Source organism: Buttiauxella sp. AC142, from assembly GCF_979253435.1.
Genome location: NZ_CEEDCH010000001.1, coordinates 708087 through 725154, shown reverse-complemented (window position 1 = coordinate 725154; position 17068 = coordinate 708087). Strand labels below are relative to the sequence as shown.

13 protein-coding genes and 1 tRNA gene are annotated in these 17068 nt (G+C 47.1%); 9 read left to right on the top strand and 5 right to left on the bottom strand.

Annotated features, from left to right (window positions below; all coding sequences use genetic code 11):
• The first annotated feature begins 3 nt into the window (after window positions 1-3).
• Genes tssH through AC0IWZ_RS03240 form a run of 6 tightly spaced genes read left to right on the top strand, consistent with a single transcriptional unit; the run spans window position 4 to window position 10200 of the window.
• Entirely contained in the window at window positions 4-2634 is a 2631-nt protein-coding gene (gene tssH / locus AC0IWZ_RS03265; protein ID WP_471678171.1) for a type VI secretion system ATPase TssH, read from the top strand.
• Window positions 2634-3326 carry a type VI secretion system-associated protein VasI gene (gene vasI, locus AC0IWZ_RS03260; protein WP_471678172.1) on the top strand — a complete coding sequence of 231 codons (693 nt, stop codon included), beginning with the start codon at window positions 2634-2636 and terminating at the stop codon, window positions 3324-3326. The genes tssH and vasI overlap by 1 nt, the downstream gene beginning before the upstream one ends.
• 18 nt (window positions 3327-3344) lie before the next feature.
• Entirely contained in the window at window positions 3345-4751 is a 1407-nt protein-coding gene (tssA, locus tag AC0IWZ_RS03255; RefSeq protein ID WP_471678173.1) for a type VI secretion system protein TssA, read from the top strand.
• 14 nt (window positions 4752-4765) lie between these two features.
• Complete coding sequence (gene tssM / locus AC0IWZ_RS03250; RefSeq protein ID WP_471678174.1) at window positions 4766-8308, top strand: type VI secretion system membrane subunit TssM; 3543 nt, start codon at window positions 4766-4768, stop codon at window positions 8306-8308.
• A 47-nt stretch (window positions 8309-8355) separates the two neighbouring features.
• A complete protein-coding gene (locus tag AC0IWZ_RS03245; RefSeq protein ID WP_471678175.1) occupies window positions 8356-9708 on the top strand; it encodes a VasL domain-containing protein in 1353 nt (450 codons plus the stop codon).
• Window positions 9709-9720: 12 nt separating this feature from the next.
• Complete coding sequence (locus tag AC0IWZ_RS03240) at window positions 9721-10200, top strand: Hcp family type VI secretion system effector (RefSeq protein WP_471678176.1); 480 nt, start codon at window positions 9721-9723, stop codon at window positions 10198-10200.
• Window positions 10201-10598: 398 nt separating this feature from the next.
• Here AC0IWZ_RS03240 and AC0IWZ_RS03235 read toward each other — a convergent pair whose 3' ends face one another.
• The 3 genes from AC0IWZ_RS03235 to dnaQ form a co-directional block, all read right to left on the bottom strand.
• Window positions 10599-11438 (bottom strand): DUF4225 domain-containing protein, encoded by an 840-nt coding sequence (locus AC0IWZ_RS03235; RefSeq protein ID WP_471678177.1) that lies wholly within the window; start codon window positions 11436-11438, stop codon window positions 10599-10601.
• Window positions 11439-11765: 327 nt separating this feature from the next.
• Window positions 11766-11842, bottom strand: a tRNA-Asp gene (locus AC0IWZ_RS03230).
• Between the two features lie 134 nt (window positions 11843-11976).
• Window positions 11977-12708 carry a DNA polymerase III subunit epsilon gene (gene dnaQ / locus AC0IWZ_RS03225; protein WP_471678178.1) on the bottom strand — a complete coding sequence of 244 codons (732 nt, stop codon included), beginning with the start codon at window positions 12706-12708 and terminating at the stop codon, window positions 11977-11979.
• Here dnaQ and rnhA point away from each other — a divergent pair.
• Window positions 12662-13234, top strand: coding sequence for a ribonuclease HI (gene rnhA, locus AC0IWZ_RS03220; protein ID WP_167333327.1), 573 nt, complete (start codon window positions 12662-12664; stop codon window positions 13232-13234). The two genes, dnaQ and rnhA, sit on opposite strands and share 47 nt — an antisense overlap.
• Here rnhA and AC0IWZ_RS03215 read toward each other — a convergent pair.
• Window positions 13185-13949: a methyltransferase domain-containing protein gene (locus AC0IWZ_RS03215; protein WP_471678179.1), complete on the bottom strand. Its 765-nt coding sequence runs from the start codon at window positions 13947-13949 to the stop codon at window positions 13185-13187. The genes rnhA and AC0IWZ_RS03215 overlap by 50 nt on opposite strands.
• 36 nt (window positions 13950-13985) lie before the next feature.
• On the opposite strand from AC0IWZ_RS03215, the gene gloB reads away from it, so the two are divergent.
• Window positions 13986-14741 carry a hydroxyacylglutathione hydrolase gene (gloB, locus tag AC0IWZ_RS03210; RefSeq protein ID WP_471678180.1) on the top strand — a complete coding sequence of 252 codons (756 nt, stop codon included), beginning with the start codon at window positions 13986-13988 and terminating at the stop codon, window positions 14739-14741.
• Between the two features lie 70 nt (window positions 14742-14811).
• Window positions 14812-16170, top strand: coding sequence for a murein transglycosylase D (gene mltD, locus AC0IWZ_RS03205; RefSeq protein ID WP_172895477.1), 1359 nt, complete (start codon window positions 14812-14814; stop codon window positions 16168-16170).
• 59 nt (window positions 16171-16229) lie between these two features.
• Here the strand turns inward: mltD and AC0IWZ_RS03200 are convergent, their stop codons facing one another.
• A complete protein-coding gene (locus AC0IWZ_RS03200; RefSeq protein ID WP_471678181.1) occupies window positions 16230-16997 on the bottom strand; it encodes a class I SAM-dependent methyltransferase in 768 nt (255 codons plus the stop codon).
• Window positions 16998-17068: the final 71 nt, after the last annotated feature.

Below are 17068 nucleotides of genomic sequence, written 5' to 3'. Positions count from 1 at the left end.
GAGATGATCCAGATTGATTTACCTACGCTGGTTAACCGGCTGAATCTTTTGTCAAAACAAGCGTTGGAGATGGCAGCGGCTGAATGCGTCAACCAGCAAGCATCAGAAATTACCGTCGCGCAAGTCCTGGTACAAATGCTGGCAACGCCACGTAGCGATGTCCGTGTTATCGCCGAATATTCCGGGATTGACCTCGGGGAGCTACGCGACGCACTGACTCTCGTCGGTGAATATAAAGGTCAATCCGTTGATAGCTACCCAAGCTTTTCACCATTACTGGTGGAATGGCTAAAAGATGCATGGCTGCTGGCTTCTGCCGAGATGCAGCTTGGACAATTACGCGGCGGAATCTTACTGCTTGCCCTGCTTCATACGCCTTTGCGCTACGTACCGCCAGCCGCAGCACAATTACTGGCGCAGATAAACCGCGACTTGCTCCGGCTGAATTTTACCTCATGCACCAAAGACTCTGCGGAGTCCGTCATTCTTGATGACAATGCCAAAACATCGGCGATAGCACACAACGAAGAGAGCCTGCTCGCTCGCTACTCCACCAATGTGACGAATGATGCGCGCAACGGCAAACTCGACCCCGTACTGTGTCGCGATGCCGAAATTGATCTGATGATCGACATTCTGTGTCGCCGACGGAAAAACAATCCCATTGTGGTTGGCGAGGCCGGTGTAGGTAAAAGTGCGCTAATTGAAGGGCTTGCTCTACGTATCATCCATGGTCAGGTCCCGGAAAAGCTGTTGAATACAGAACTCGTGACCCTCGATTTAGGCGCGCTTCAGGCTGGAGCATCCGTTAAAGGCGAGTTCGAAAAACGTTTCAAAGGGATCATGACGGAAGTGCGTGAGGCCACAACTCCGGTGATTTTATTTATCGATGAGGCGCATACGCTTATTGGTGCAGGCAACCAACAGGGCGGGTTGGATATTTCCAACCTACTTAAACCCGCGCTGGCTCGTGGTGAACTGAAAACCATCGCGGCGACAACCTGGAGTGAATACAAAAAGTATTTTGAGAAAGATGCTGCACTTTCGCGGCGTTTTCAGCCCGTTAAGGTAAACGAACCCACCGCCGCTGAAGCGACTATTATTTTGCGCGGACTGGCCTCTGTCTACGAGCAGGCACACGGCGTGTTAATTGATGATGAAGCATTGCAGGCCGCCGCGACACTCAGCGAGCGATATCTTTCTGGCCGTCAGCTTCCGGATAAAGCGATTGATGTCCTTGATACCGCCTGCGCCCGCGTGGCAATTAATATTTCCTCCCCTCCGCGCCAAATCTCGGCACTCACAACACAAAGCCATCAGTACCAGGCAGAAATCCATCAGTTAGAGCGCGAGCAGAAAATTGGTTTGCCGCAAAACGATGCTCGCCTGCTTGAATTGCATCAGCTTAATCAACAGGCGAACGCACAGCTCGGCGAACTGGATGAAAGCTGGCACCACCAGCAGGATTTGGTGCAGCGCATTGTGGCGCTGCGTCATGAACTACTGATGACCAGTGAAGAAAATTTTGCAACAACACGGCCCGAAAAACGCGAAACACTTCAGTCGCTTATGGTCGAGTTGGATACGTTGCATCAGCAGCAATTGCTGGTTTCCCCGCATGTCGATAAGCGCCAGATTGCCTCGGTGATTGCAGAGTGGACAGGCGTACCGCTTAACCGCTTGTCGCAAAGCGAAATGACATTAATTACTGAGCTTCCGACATGGCTCGGCGACAAAATTAAAGGCCAAACGCTAGCCATTGCACAGTTACATAAACATCTTCTGACGGCGAGAGCTGACCTGCGCCGCCCGGGGCGCCCATTGGGTGCATTTTTGCTGGCAGGCCCAAGCGGCGTCGGCAAAACAGAGACCGTTTTGCAACTTGCCGAGTTGTTGTTCGGCGGCCGCCAGTATCTCACCACGATCAATATGTCGGAATTCCAGGAAAAACATACCGTTTCACGCTTGATTGGCTCGCCGCCAGGGTATGTCGGCTACGGCGAAGGTGGTGTGCTGACAGAAGCGATTCGCCAGAAACCTTATTCCGTCGTTTTGCTTGATGAAGTCGAAAAAGCGCACCCGGATGTGCTTAATCTCTTCTATCAGGCTTTCGACAAAGGCGAAATGGCCGACGGCGAAGGACGCCTGATCGACTGCAAAAACGTGGTCTTTTTCCTTACCTCAAACCTGGGTTATCAGGTCATCGTCGAACATGCGCAAAACCCAGAGCAACTTCATGAAGAACTTTATCCGGTACTGGCCGAATTCTTCAAGCCGGCCCTGCTGGCGCGTATGGAAATTATTCCTTTCCTGCCCCTCTCAGATGAGACTTTAAAAACCATTATCGCCGCTAAGCTGGAAAGGCTCATTACTTTGCTACACCAGCGATTCAGTGCCGAAACAATAATTACAGAGCAAGTCAGTGAAGAAATCATGCTTCGTGTCACGCGGTCCGAAAACGGTGCCCGCATGCTCGAATCTGTCATTGATGGCGAAGTATTGCCGCCGCTTTCGTTACTGCTGCTGCAAAAAATGGCAGCGGGTTCAGTCATCCAGCGTGTGCACATCGCGGTTGATGAGCACCGTTTCACCGCAGAGATTGAAGATGCGGCAACTGAGGCGCAAGGCATCTGATGAAGGGATCGACATTAGCCAGCATATTGCTGGCTTTAATACCGCTACAAGCCAGTTGTGCCTCGACTCAGTTCGATAATTTCCCCACAGAAGCCACGCTAAAAGCGATGCTAACCTGTCGCGCCGAACCGGCTTCGCTGGTGCGACTGGACTGTTACGACCATGCTCTGGCACCAGAGCATCCTGGATTTGCCGGCGCGCTAAAAAAAGCCCAATTGCAGGGCGACGCCTGGATGCGAGCCTATAACCAGGAGCTGCAGCGCGACGATCACTCCACCACTTTTATAACCCGGCAAACGGAGGGTGAGCGCCCTTCAGTGGTGATTACCACCCCTGCGCTGGGAAGCGTGCCCCCTCGCCCGGTATTGATGTTCAGTTGCATTGATAACATCACTCGAATGCAAATTGCTTTACCTGAACCCCTTAAAAGTGCACCAAATCTGTCGATTACTACGGAAAAAATGCACCTTAACGTCCATTGGTTTTTACGTGAAAGCGATTCACTTCTTGAGTCCAGCCGAGGCCTGGCAGGGATCGATGAAATCAAACAACTCTTCGCTGCGCAGACGCTGACGCTGACGGTAGACATTACAGGCCAGTCGCAACCTTCCCTGCATGCGATGACATTTGCCATTACCGATCTGGAAAAAACACTTGAACCAATGCGGGCTGCCTGCCATTGGGCAAGCTAGTTTTACAAGGAAGCTAATATGGATATTTCAACATCGCAAACATGGGTTGCACACGTTGTCGCTTCTCTATCAGAAGAACAAATCAGTTCTGTGCTCAGCGAAAGTAATGCCGACTGGGAATACATTGACAGGGAAATGGTTAAGCTTGGGTCGCTTAATCACTCACAGCTGGATATTGCTGAAATACAGCAGCGTTCCCTGAAATTACTGGCGAACGAAAGCAAAGATTTTCGCGTAATAGTCCATCTGCTACGAACACTGCAACATTCCGGGAAAGCGGTTGAGTTGATACTTTCCGTTCAACTGCTCAATCAATATTTACGGCGATTCTGGAAGCCGTCATGGCCGCATAAAGAAGCTCATAAAAACCGCTTCGCGCAGCAGATACTCTCTCGTTTTGAGGCTGCTGCGGCAGGCTTTGCGAGTGATTCAAACCAGACCCAGCATACAACGATGTTGGATGAATTTGCTCAACTCTCAACGTTCTGGCAAAAGGCTGGCTGCGAGCAACTTGCCGCGACCGCACATGAGTTAATTGCGCTTTATCAGCGTCATATTCTCGAACATGCTTCTGCACCAGTTGAAAATGTATTAGCGACTACACCAGCCAATTTATCAACGGCTATCAGTGCGCCTCTCCCCACTATTCCCATTGAAAACCATGACGATAAAGCCTGGAGACAAACGCTTTTAAAAGTCGCGGATTTGCTATGCGAGCGCAATCCTCAATGCCCAGTTGGATATCGTCTGCGTCGCTACGCTATCTGGCAAACTATCACCAGCGCCCCACAGGCGGAAGTTGATGGAAGAACGCAGCTGGCGGCATTCTCTGTCGATTTAATGGAGGATTACCAGGCTCGTCTGACACCCGCAAATAGTGAACTCTGGGAACAGGTTGAGAAGAGCCTTCTGCTGACGCCTTACTGGTTCGACGGACACTGTCTGTCAGCCCGAATTGCAATGCAGCTAGGGTATTCAGATACCGCAGAAGCGATACGTGATGAGCTTAATTATTTCTTAAACCGAATTCCGGCGCTAAAAACATTACTGTTCAACGATTATTCCCCGTATTTGTCACAAACGACACAGCATTGGCTTGATACGCATGCAGCAAAAACGGCTTCTACTTCTTCACTGAGCAGTAATAGCGATACAGAAACTCTTTGGCAATGCTTTTCAGAGCAAGGCCTTACCCCTGCATTGCAATTGCTCGATCAATACCAGCAACAAGTTCACGAACCACGAGATCAATTTTACCGACAATTTTTTGGCGCCCAGCTTTTTGAACAAGCCGGATTGGTCACCTCTGCACGTCAGCAATACAAAATGCTGCATCAAACAGCATGCCAGATGACGTTATCTCAGTGGGAACCCGTCTTACTTAAACAATTAGAAGAAAAAATCACGACGGACAGTGATGTTTAAACAGGAGTTTTATTGTGTTCAAAGTTTCTAAACCCGGCTTTTTAAGAGCGCTAAGACCGACACTTAAACCAGCAATGCCGAGGTTAAAAATCTCCGCAATGATTTTGCTGATTGTAGGCTGGGTATTATCACTGGTCTGGGTTTGGTGGAAGGGGCCAACCTGGATGCTGGGCGACCAACATCCACTCGCTCCGCAGGCTAACCGATGGCTGGCAACGGCCGTTTGGGTACTGATTGCACTGACATGGCTAACATTACGTATCGTTAAACGATTGCAGTTTCTTGAAACTCTGCAACAGCAGCAACGCCAGCATGAAAAGGATCCGATTAGCCTGGAGATCCACCAGCAACAGCGCCATCTAGACCATTGGTTGTTACGCCTGCAACGCCATCTGGCACGGCGTAATTATCTCTACCATTTACCCTGGTATATGATCATTGGCACTTCTGGAAGCGGGAAAAGTACGCTTTTAGGAGAGGGCTATTCTGCCGATAGCATTTACGCGCCGGAAAAAGTTCGCGGCGAGAATAACTCAACCTGGCATATTTCACCTCGGGTCGGTGCTCATGCAGTTATTTTCGATATCGATGGGGCGCTTATCGAGCAGCCGGTTAGTGAGCAGGAAGAAACGAATTCTAACGCGAGATTATGGGTACATTGGCTGGACTGGCTAAACCAGAAGCGTCATCGTCAGCCCCTTAACGGCATTATTCTGACCGTGGATTTGCCCGAGCTATTAACGGCAAATAAAAATCAACGTGAGCGTCAACTCACGATATTGCGCCAACGTCTTCAGGATATTCGCCAGCAGCTTCATTGCGAACTGCCGGTCTATATCACCTTAACAAAACTTGATCTGCTTTTTGGATTCGCCCCACTTTTCCAACCGCTTGATAAGCAAGAGCGGGATGCAACGTTGGGCGTCACTTTTACCGCAGGTGCTCACGAAAATGAGCGCTGGCGCGAGGAGTTGCATGCTTTCTGGCAAGAGTGGATGGAGCGTTTTAATCAGGCGCTACCGAATTTGTCACTCAATCATGTAGAAAGCAGCCAGCGAAGTACTTTATTTAGCTTTAGTCGTCAGGTTCAGGGAATTATCGAGCATCTGGAAGCCCTTATTTCAGGTTTGCTGGCAGGTGACAATATGGCAGTGATGTTGCGCGGGGTTTATCTCACTTCGTCGCTGCAACGTGGTCAGGTTGACGACATGTTTATTCAGTCAGCCGCAGCGCAATACCGACTGGGACAAAATGCACTGACCTCCTGGCCAATGGTCGAAACACAGCCTTATTTTACCCGCAGGCTGTTCCCTCAAACGTTGCTGGCAGAACCTAATCTGGCAAGCGAAAACAGCGTGTGGCTTGGGAAAAACAAACGTCAACTCACTGTCTTTTCCGCTATTGGAGCGGTTGCGGCAATCGCGTGTATTGCTGGCTGGCATCACTATTACAAATCGAATTACCGCTCGGGTGTCACCGTTCTTGCGCAGGCAAAATCCTTTATGGATATCCCACCACCGCAGGGCATTGATGAGCTTGGCAATCTGCAATTACCACTGCTCAACCCTATTCGAGACGCCACGCTTGCATACGGTGATTATCGTGAACATAACGCCCTCACCGATATGGCTCTTTATCAAGGAAGAAGGATTGGCCCCTATGTCGAGAGAACTTACTTGCAACTGCTTGAGCAACGCTATTTACCGGCACTGCTAAACGGATTGATTCGGGATCTGAACAATGCGGAGCCTGAAAGTGAGAAAAAACTCGCGGTACTGAGGGTTATCCGCATGCTCGAAGATAAAAGTGGCCGCGATAACAAAGTGGTGGAGCAATATATGGGGCAACGCTGGAGTGATAATTTCCATGGTCAGCGAGGCTTGCAGGGGCAACTTATGGCGCATCTGGATTATGCCCTTGAACATACAAACTGGCAGGCGCAACGCATGGCAGGTGATAGCGATTCAATTAATCGTTTTCTACCCTATGCGAAACCTATTGCGGCGGCACAGAAAGAGCTCAGTAAACTCTCAATTTATCAGCGCGTTTACCAGAGTTTGCGCACCAGAGCATTAGGCGCGTTGCCTGCAGACCTGAACCTGCGCGATCAAATTGGGCCGAGCTTTGACAAAGTGTTTGTTGCCAATAAAGAAGAAGATCTCTCCGTTCCTCAATTCCTGACGCGTTACGGGTTGCAAAGCTATTTCGTTAAGCAGCGCGACAGCCTGGTTGAACTTACCGCGCTGGATAGCTGGGTACTGAATATCACCAAAGATGTGACCTACAGTGCCGCCGATCGTGAAGAGATTCAGCGGCATATTACTGAGCAATATATCAGCGACTATACCGCGACCTGGCAGGCAGCTCTGAACAATCTCGATCTTCGGGAGTATGAGGATATGCAACAGGTGATTGATGCGCTCGAGCAGATAATTAGTGGCGATCAGCCTTTTTACCGCGCTCTGCAAGCGCTCCGTGACAATACTCAATCACCACCTCCACCAGCCAACCTGCCGGATAAAACTCGCGAAGCGATGATGTCTGCGTTGGACTTCCAGTTGCTGACACGTCTTGGACGCGAATTTGCTCCTGAAAACAGCGTGCTAGCCGAGGGGAAAGACAAAGACAGCACATTGCAGACGGTGTACCAGCAATTAACCGAGTTGCATCGCTATCTGCTCGCCATCCATAACTCGCCGGTGCCGGGTAAATCTGCACTTAAAGCTGTGCAGCTTCGCCTTGATCAAAACAGCAGCGATCCCATCTTTGCGACACGCCAGTTAGCAAAAACGCTTCCAGCCCCATTGAACAGATGGGTGGGCAAACTTGCCGATCAGGCCTGGCATGTTGTGATGATAGAAGCGGTTCATTACATGGAGGTCGAGTGGAACGAAAAAGTGGTGAAAGCATGGCAGCAGACATTAGCCGATCGCTATCCATTTGATCCACAAGCCGAACAAGATGCATCGCTGGATGCTTTCGATCGCTTCTTCAAACCAGCCGGGATCCTCGATAGCTTCTACCAGGAAAACCTCAAACTGTTTATTGAAAGCAAACTGACGTTGGGCGAAGACGGACAGGTCTTGATCCGTCAGGACGTACAGCAACAACTTGAAACTGCACAAAAAATTCGCGACACCTTCTTCACGCAACAAAGTGGTTTAGGGACGCAATATGCCGCAGAAACCGTTGAGTTGTCCGCCAATAAGCGCCGCAGCGTTCTGAATATGGATGGGCAGTTATTGGACTACAGCCATGGGCACAATTTCACAGCTCATCTGGTGTGGCCAAACACCATGCGAGAAGGGTCTGAAAGTAAGCTCACGCTCATTGGAACGGGTGGTGGCGCACCTCGTAGCATCATCTTTAGCGGGCCATGGGCACAATTCCGCCTGATAGATGCAGGCCAACTAACCAACGTTGAAGATGGCTCGTTTGATGTTCGGTTTAATGTTGACGGTGGCCATATGATCTATCGGATTCACGTAGACACTCAGGACAATCCATTTACCGGCGGGCTTTTTAGCGATTTCACCCTTCCGGATACTTTGTATTAATGGTTATTCCCCGGTGGCAGCGCCGGGGATATTCAGGGAATGACAGTATGAGCGACACAAAATTGATCATCAAACTGGGTGAAGATCCACGTAGCTTGCCTGAGTTTAGTGCTATTCGGGAAGAGGTAAATAAAGCCAATCATCCCGCTCACCCAGAAGTGAACTGGCGGCTCGTCGAATCTCTGGCACTGACACTCTTTAAAAGCAATGGAGTTGACCTGCATAGCGCCACCTATTACACCCTGGCACGCACGAGGATTAACGGGCTGGCGGGTTTTTGCGAAGGATGCGAATTACTGGCAGGGTTAATTACTGCGGAATGGGAACACTTTTGGCCTCAAAACTATCAGGCACGCTCAGATATGCTGGAATGGTTTAATAGCCGTGTCGGTAGTATCTTGCGCCAGAACCCTTCCCTCCTCACCGCCGATACAAACCTTTTGCTGCGTACGGAAAGAACTCTGCAACTGATATGCGATAAGCTTCAGCAGGTAGAATTAAAACGTATTCCTCGCGTCGAAAACCTGCTTTATTTCGTGCAGAACATCCGTAAGCGAGTGGAGAGTGAACAACTTGCACTTTCTACACCAACGTACTCATCACCGACATTAGTTTATATGCCCGCGCAGTCGGACTTTACGGATGCGATGAATTACACACCACCAATGACAGATTCAAACCCTCAGTCACCGAAAATTGAAGTGCATTTTCCAGGATCAGAAAATACCCCCCGCCCCTGTCCACCATTAACTTTGCGCGGTTTTCTATCAGGTGCCATCTGTAGTGCGATTATTGCGGCCGGTATATGGTGGTGGCATGTACTTCCTATGCAGCAACAGATAACTCAGGTGAACGACACCCCACAAGGCAGCGCAACACTTTGGCTTGCCTCACCTGGTCTGGAAGATTATACCGACCGACTGGACCAGTTACTTGCTGCCTCACCGCTACAACCCCTCGATACCGGTGAGCACCTCATACGTACCGCGCAGGCCACCTGGCCGGAAAGTACTCAACAACAGTTAGCTAGTGCGAAATGGCAAGCAACCCTAAAATCGCGCGCTGAAAATAGCCCATCACTAAGGAGCTATATGCAGGCACAACAGGATATACATGCATTTGCAGCCCTACTCGTGGAACGTGAAAAAAATAAAGAAGGTATGACTCTTTCGTATCTCAAAACAGTGGCTTATCAGGTTGAGACTTTATTGAAGCAGGAAACACCACTGGAGGTATTGATCACCCAATTAGAGGATGCGAAGAGACAACACCTGGGCACACAAACGCTAGAGAAGCAGATCGATGAACGAATAAGTGCCTTGTCGAGCCGTTACCAGTTAATTCGTAATTTAAATGCAGAAAATGAACCTATATTTCCTGTCTATAATAAACACCAGTAAGGGAAAATCACCATGGCAAATTTAATCTATTTAAGTCTGACCGGACAAAAACAGGGAAACATCTCAGCGGGCTGCTGCTCTCTGGATTCAATCGGGAATAAGGCACAGATTGCGCATCTGGATCAGATAATGGTTTATGAGCTTTCACATGCAATTACGCGACAACAGAATGCAAACCATAATCCAGTAATAATCACAAAACCGATCGACAAATCTTCACCTTTATTAGGAAAGGCCATTTCTGAGAATGAGATATTGACTTGTGACTTTGATGTTCACCAGACTAACAGATTTGGGATAAATGAGCTTTATTATAAAATAAAGCTCACCCAAGCAAGGCTGGTGGACATCCATCTTATGCTGCCTCATTCAGTGCACAATAACAAAGGCCTACCACAAGAAAAATTATCACTGGTGTATGAAACAATAACCTGGGAGCATATTACTGCAGGAACGAGTGCTTATAGCTTGTGGACTGACAGGGTCTACTGACAAATAAAATAAAGCATAATGTTATATTAAAGGTGCTGATGAAAACTCAATATTTAGATCAGCATCTTTTTCTAATACGACATCTTCAACAATCATCTATTTAGATAGTATTTTGTCCTGGCTTTATTAAATGGAATAACATAAGAATATGCACAAGCAAAAGGAATTAAGACAAAAAACATACTCCCATCACCGCTAATATCAATATTGAGCAGAGGGATAACACCCGTTCTAAAAACAACAAAATGAAATAATGAACAACACGCCAGTAGTACTATCGAAAGCAAATTCAAATAAATGCTATTAGAGTATAATAAATGACTTACTATATAATAAAATGGAAACAGCGAAATCAATGTACATAAGACATATAATACAATAACGCTTAACAAGCTCATCTAATATGCCTTATATTGTCCATAAATCGTATTAACGTCTCCAGCAAACTCTGAAACCAATTCATTTCGTGACATCAATTTAATTCCTATTTGCTTCATACCCCATAGCAAATCTGCATTTATATAGCGATACAATCGTACAGCATCCTCAGCCAGTCTGTATGTAAGCAGCCCATTCAAGGAAAGCCCAACATCAACCAATGTATAAACAACATCCGAATTACGTTTACTTAAGCCAAAAAACTCGCCAATACCTTCGTAAATAAATCTTACTGGCCCAGTAATTCCTTCTCGATAAATTAAAAAATAGCCACTTTCTATGATATTATTTATTCCGTGAGCAAGTAATAATGTACCAGGAATTATCCCGACGCCACTACCAATCAGTGCAGCACCAGATGCTATTTGCAAGCCACCAGCAACAAAACCAATGCCAGCAACCACTAAATCAATATTTTCTTGCTTTCGCCTCTGTTTCGAATCATCTAAAATTGGCTTAACAATAATGACTTGTCTGCGATCATTTCTGCTCAGTTCATCACCTTGTTTCTTCAAAGATAATATTTCATTATTAATAGTTACTATTGCTTCAGTGACAGTCATTTCACCATTATTAATTTTTGCATTTATCTCTGATGAGTAAGCAATGACTTCGCTAACAAAATGATCTTTTGCCATACTCCATTGTATAAACTTACGTGCAACGTCATTCATCACCTGAATGAGTTCATTTTGCTTATTTAAAAATGTTTCTATATTCGTACGTTCAACATCAGAATCTATATCAAGATGGTATTTGATATCAGGGTTTGTCTCTAGGTATTCTTTCCATGCTTCCATTAGAGCCTCAATAATTTTAAATATCCGTGTCAGTGAGTGCTATATATAATTACACGAAGTTTATTTAGATTTCTATTTTTATATTGACCCATACCAAAGTTTGATAATAAATATTTAAATGCAAACAAAACACTCATGCATTAAGAATATGAATGCCTGCTATTTATTATATTTTTTGTATGTTTTTAGTATATTGACACAGAAATGATTAACAGGTTCAAGCTGAGCGAAGAGAGATGTAGTAATGGGTTTGGTTAGAGTGGTGATTTTTTCATTCTGCAGAAACGACGAAAGCCTGAATCATTTCTGATTCAGGCTTTCTGATTGTGGCGGAACGGACGGGACTCGAACCCGCGACCCCCTGCGTGACAGGCAGGTATTCTAACCGACTGAACTACCGCTCCGCGTTTTGTTCCCCGTCGGGAACGAGGCAGATATTACGTATTGGGCCGGTAAGCGTCAACGTTTTTTCTAAAAAATCTAATCGGTTGCCGTTAATTTAACCCAACCGGTGATTTTTAATCCATTGATGCTGCTTTTATACCCGCCACAGGCAACTTCCACCTTTCTTTTCCACAAGATCAAGCCGCGATTCATGCGCTTCCAGTTCCACATCACTGGCTCGAATGACACGTATACCTGAATCATGACGCACAACACGCTGTATACCGCTATCTCCGGTACGCTGCTGAACGTCCCCTTCCATGGCAAACTTCAAAGAGGTTTGGCCGCCCGTCATCATCAAATAGACGTCAGCCAGAATCTGGGCATCGAGCAACGCGCCGTGTAGTGTTCGTTTGCTGTTGTCTATTTCATAACGATTGCAAAGTGCATCAAGGCTATTACGCTTGCCCGGGAACATTTTACGAGCAAGTGCCAGACTATCGGTAACTTTGCAGAAGGTATTGGTTTTCGGGATATCGCGTTTAAGCTTCCCGAACTCATAGTCCATAAACCCAATATCAAACGACGCGTTATGGATAACCAGCTCTGCGCCGCGAATGTAATCCATGAACGAATCAGCAACCTGATCAAAAGTGGGTTTGTCTGCCAGAAACTCATCGGCAATTCCGTGAACGCCAAAGGCTTCCGGGTCCACCAGCCTGTCAGGCTTCAGGTAAACGTGGAAGTTATTACCCGTCAACCGGCGGTTAATCACTTCAACCGCACCGATTTCAATAATGCGATGCCCTTCGTAGTGAGCACCGATTTGGTTCATACCGGTGGTTTCAGTATCAAGGACTATCTGTCGTGTAATTGGTGTGCTCATGTCGCTCGTTTATGTCAGACTTGGTTTTTTAATCACAGGAAGTCTACCAGAGATGCGCAAACAGGTAGAAATTTTCACCGATGGCTCTTGCCTCGGTAATCCAGGCCCGGGCGGTTATGGCGCCATTTTACGGTACAAGCAGCACGAAAAAATTTTCAGCGTTGGCTTTCGTTTAACGACAAATAATCGCATGGAAATGATGGCTGCGATCGTCGCACTTGAAGCGTTAGTCGAACCTTGCGACGTGGTGCTTAGCACTGATAGCCAATATGTTCGCCAGGGCATTACCCAATGGATTCATAACTGGAAAAAACGTGGCTGGAAAACCGCCGATAAAAAACCAGTAAAGAATGTCGATTTGTGGAAACGACTGGATGCCGCATTAAGCGAGCATAAAATTAGTTGGGAGTGGGTGAAGGGCCATGCCGGTCACCCCGAGAACGAACGTTGCGATGAACTTGCGCGTGAAGCGGCTTCTAATCCAACTCTTGAGGACGTGGGTTATCAACCAGAGACGAAGCTTTAGTTGTCTCCCTAAACTGCCTTGTCGCCCCGACCGCTGATCGAATTTGTGTTTTCGCTTTCCGATTTTTCATTGGATTGAGCGTCAGCGGTAATGTGCGCTTACGTGCCACAATGACATGCATACATCCCAACGCAGGAAGGTGGGTGCTGAGCATCTTCCCACCTTGTTTACTCCAGGGTAAAACCTGGAAACTGCGTTGGTGCATCACTTCAAAATTCAGTAACGCTAACCAGTCAAACATCCTCATTGGTGTGAACATTCGGCAATGATACGGCGTGCGTTTGCGTAAAAACGGAACAGTTTTACCCAAGCCGAGCAAACTCACCGGGTTAAAACTGCTTAAAATTAGCCAACCGTCATCAATCAATACTCGGTCCACTTCTCGGAGTAATCCGTGCGGATCCTGGCTCCAGGGTAATGTATGAGCCAACATACAGGCATCGACCGATTTAGCAGCAAAGGGTAAATACAGCGGATCGGCATTAACCTGAAGCCGCTCGCCTTGTAGTGCGACATTCACCTGGTGTGAAATAGCACATGCTTCGGTGTTAATTTCTGTGCTTAAGTTACCAATCTTCAGAAGATGAAAACCGAACATCTTAGCAAGCCAGGGCTGGAGTTGGACTTCCAGAGCTTCGCGGTAATATTCGCCCCAGGGCAGCTCTCCCCAATGATGCGGTGAAATGAAATTATCAGGTATCCTTGCCGGTTTCATCACTACCTTCTTAACGCAATTCAGAGAGGTTGAATTATGAATCTTAACAGTATTTCTGCATTCCAGGATAACTACATCTGGGTTCTGAACGACGAACAGGGTAAATGTATCATCGTCGATCCTGGTGAAGCTGAACCAGTGCTTAAAGCTCTTGAAACCAACCAATGGACACCAGAGGCAATTTTACTGACTCACCATCACAATGATCACGTTGGCGGCGTAAAAGAACTTGTGAAAAAGTATCCAGACCTTGTGGTATATGGCCCCGAAGAGACACAAGATAAGGGAACGAACCGGGTAGTCAGAGAGGGTGATAAGGTCAATATTTTAAAGTATGAATTTAGTGTTATTGCCACTCCCGGTCACACTTTAGGACATATCTGTTTCTACTGCGCACCTTATCTATTTTGCGGCGATACTCTATTTTCTGGTGGTTGCGGCAGGCTTTTTGAAGGCACAGCGAGAAATATGTTTGATTCTTTTCAAAAGCTTAACAAACTCCCCGCTGAAACGTTAATTTGTTGTGCCCACGAGTACACACTTTCAAACATTAAGTTTTCCTTATCGATCCTTCCCAACGATGATGAGTTAAACCGATACTTTCGAAAAGTTAAGGAGTTACGTGCAAAAAACCAATCAACGTTACCTAGTTCTTTGGAAAATGAACGCAAAATAAATTTATTCCTTAGAACGCATGACGTTGATTTAATAGATAAAATAAAAGAAGAAACAAACTTGCAACAACCACGCCAGATTTTTGCATGGTTACGGACAAAGAAAGATACATTCTGAATTTTCTGGTTGTGTTGTTTGGAAGTGGAAGGTATTCTTGCTCGTCTTTTAAGCAACTATTGACACATACATGAAGGCAAAAGCGATATTACTCGCCTCTGTCCTGCTAGTGGGGTGCCAGGCGTCGAAGCATGACGGCAACATCCAACAGCACGCACAGAGTCTGTCTGCAGCTGGTCAAGGTGAAGCAGGAAAGTACACAGGTAAGCGATGGATGGACGATGGGACATACCTCGCAGATAATCAAAACTTGTGGAACTTCATTGGCGACGAGCTAAAGATGGGGATACCGGAGAATACCCGGATCCGCGAACAGAAACAGAAGTACCTGAAGAATAAGAGCTATCTCCACGATGTAACATTACGGGCAGAGCCGTATATGTACTGGATTGCCGGGCAAGTTAAGAAACGTAACATGCCAATGGAACTAGTACTACTACCCATAGTGGAGAGCGCTTTTGACCCCCACGCTACCTCTTCTGCGAATGCCGCTGGCATCTGGCAGATTGTACCGAGTACGGGTCGAAATTATGGTTTAAAACAGACCAAAGCATACGATGCACGTCGTGATGTAGTGGCTTCTACCACTGCCGCACTCGATATGATGCAGCGTCTGAATAAGATGTTTGACGGCGACTGGTTGTTAACCGTGGCGGCGTACAACAGCGGCGAAGGTCGTGTACTGAAGGCAATGAAAGCGAATAAAGCTCGTGGTTTACCTACGGATTTTTGGTCGCTTTCACTGCCACGGGAAACCAAGATTTACGTGCCAAAAATGCTGGCGCTGAGTGACATTCTCAAGAACAGCCAAAAATACGGTGTACGCCTGCCGACGACTGACGAAAGTCGTGCTTTAGCGCGAGTTGAAGTGAGCGATCCGGTGGAACTGACACAAGTGGCTGAAATGGCGGGAATACCATTAAGTACGCTTAAAACGTTCAACGCTGGGGTTAAAACCTCGACGGTTGGCAAAAATCAGCGTTATGTGATGGTGCCTAAAAAGCATGCCGATCAGCTGAAAGCCTCTTTGGCTTCCGGTGAAATTGCAGCAGTGCAGCCAACGCTTGTCGCAGATAACCGTATCAGCGCAGGTGGCAGCAAATCTTATCGTGTTCGCTCGGGTGATACCCTGTCGAGCATCGCTTCACGCTTAGGTGTTAGCTCAAAAGATTTGCAAAGCTGGAACGGCATACGTGGCGCGCATATCAAAGTTGGTCAAACACTCAGTGTCAAAAATGGCGCTCAGAGCTTAGCTAAGAACGATAGCATCACGTATAAGGTGCGCAAGGGTGATTCGTTGTCGAGTATCGCTAAACGTCACGGTGTGAATATCAAAGATGTTCTACGCTGGAACGATGATACGGACAATCTGAAACCTGGCGATCAGTTGACGCTGTTTGTAAGCAACAACTCTACACCTGATACATGATTGTTTATTCGAAGAAAAGGCACCTATTTAGGTGCCTTTTTTATTCCTGCTTCGCAATGTCAGACTTTCCTGGCTTCGACCATCACAATGTCGCTGGTAAACGTCCCATCAGCCTGCAGATCAAAATAGCGTTGTACTTCGTCTGATGCGCTTTGTTGATAAGCACGGATAGCATCAGCCATTACCTTGGGTGTTCGCATACGTGCAATCCAACTTGAAAATTCCAGAACCAATTGGTCGCACAATAAGTTTTGCGTCACTAAACCTGCCTCGTTAAACATGCCCAGTAACTCTCCGCTGGAATAGTTATGAACATGCGAAGTATCCCGCAATGCTTCAACAGTTTGTAACCAGATATCCAGAACAGGATGGCCAGGTGACATAACATCCATAAACACCACCACGCCGCCAGGTTTCAGTACGCGCCTTACTTCCCGTAACGCTTTGCCAACGTCGTGCCAGTGATGAGCTGAATAACGGCTGATCACAACATCAAATGATTCATCTTCAAATGGTAAAGCTTCCGCATAACCCTGCTGCGTCTTTATATTGGAAATATTACGAGTTTTAGCGGCTTCACTGACCACCGTGAGCATTTGTTCAGAGAGATCGTAAGCAACAACATCTTTCACCTGTGACGCGGCAATAAAACTCGCATGCCCTGCCCCACATCCCATATCAAGCAGTTGGGCCTCAGGAAAATCGGCCAGACGCGCGTTCAAGCGCTCCAGGTCTCTTCCTGAAGCGTGTACAGCGCTACTCAGATACGCCCCTGCCTGAGAGCTAAATTGTTGGCTGACTTTGTCATGGTGAGTTTGTGTTGTCATTGTATTGTCCTTGCAGTTGATTATAAGTAAGGGCAGCACACAGGTCTGCCCAGTGGCAGACCTGACTAACC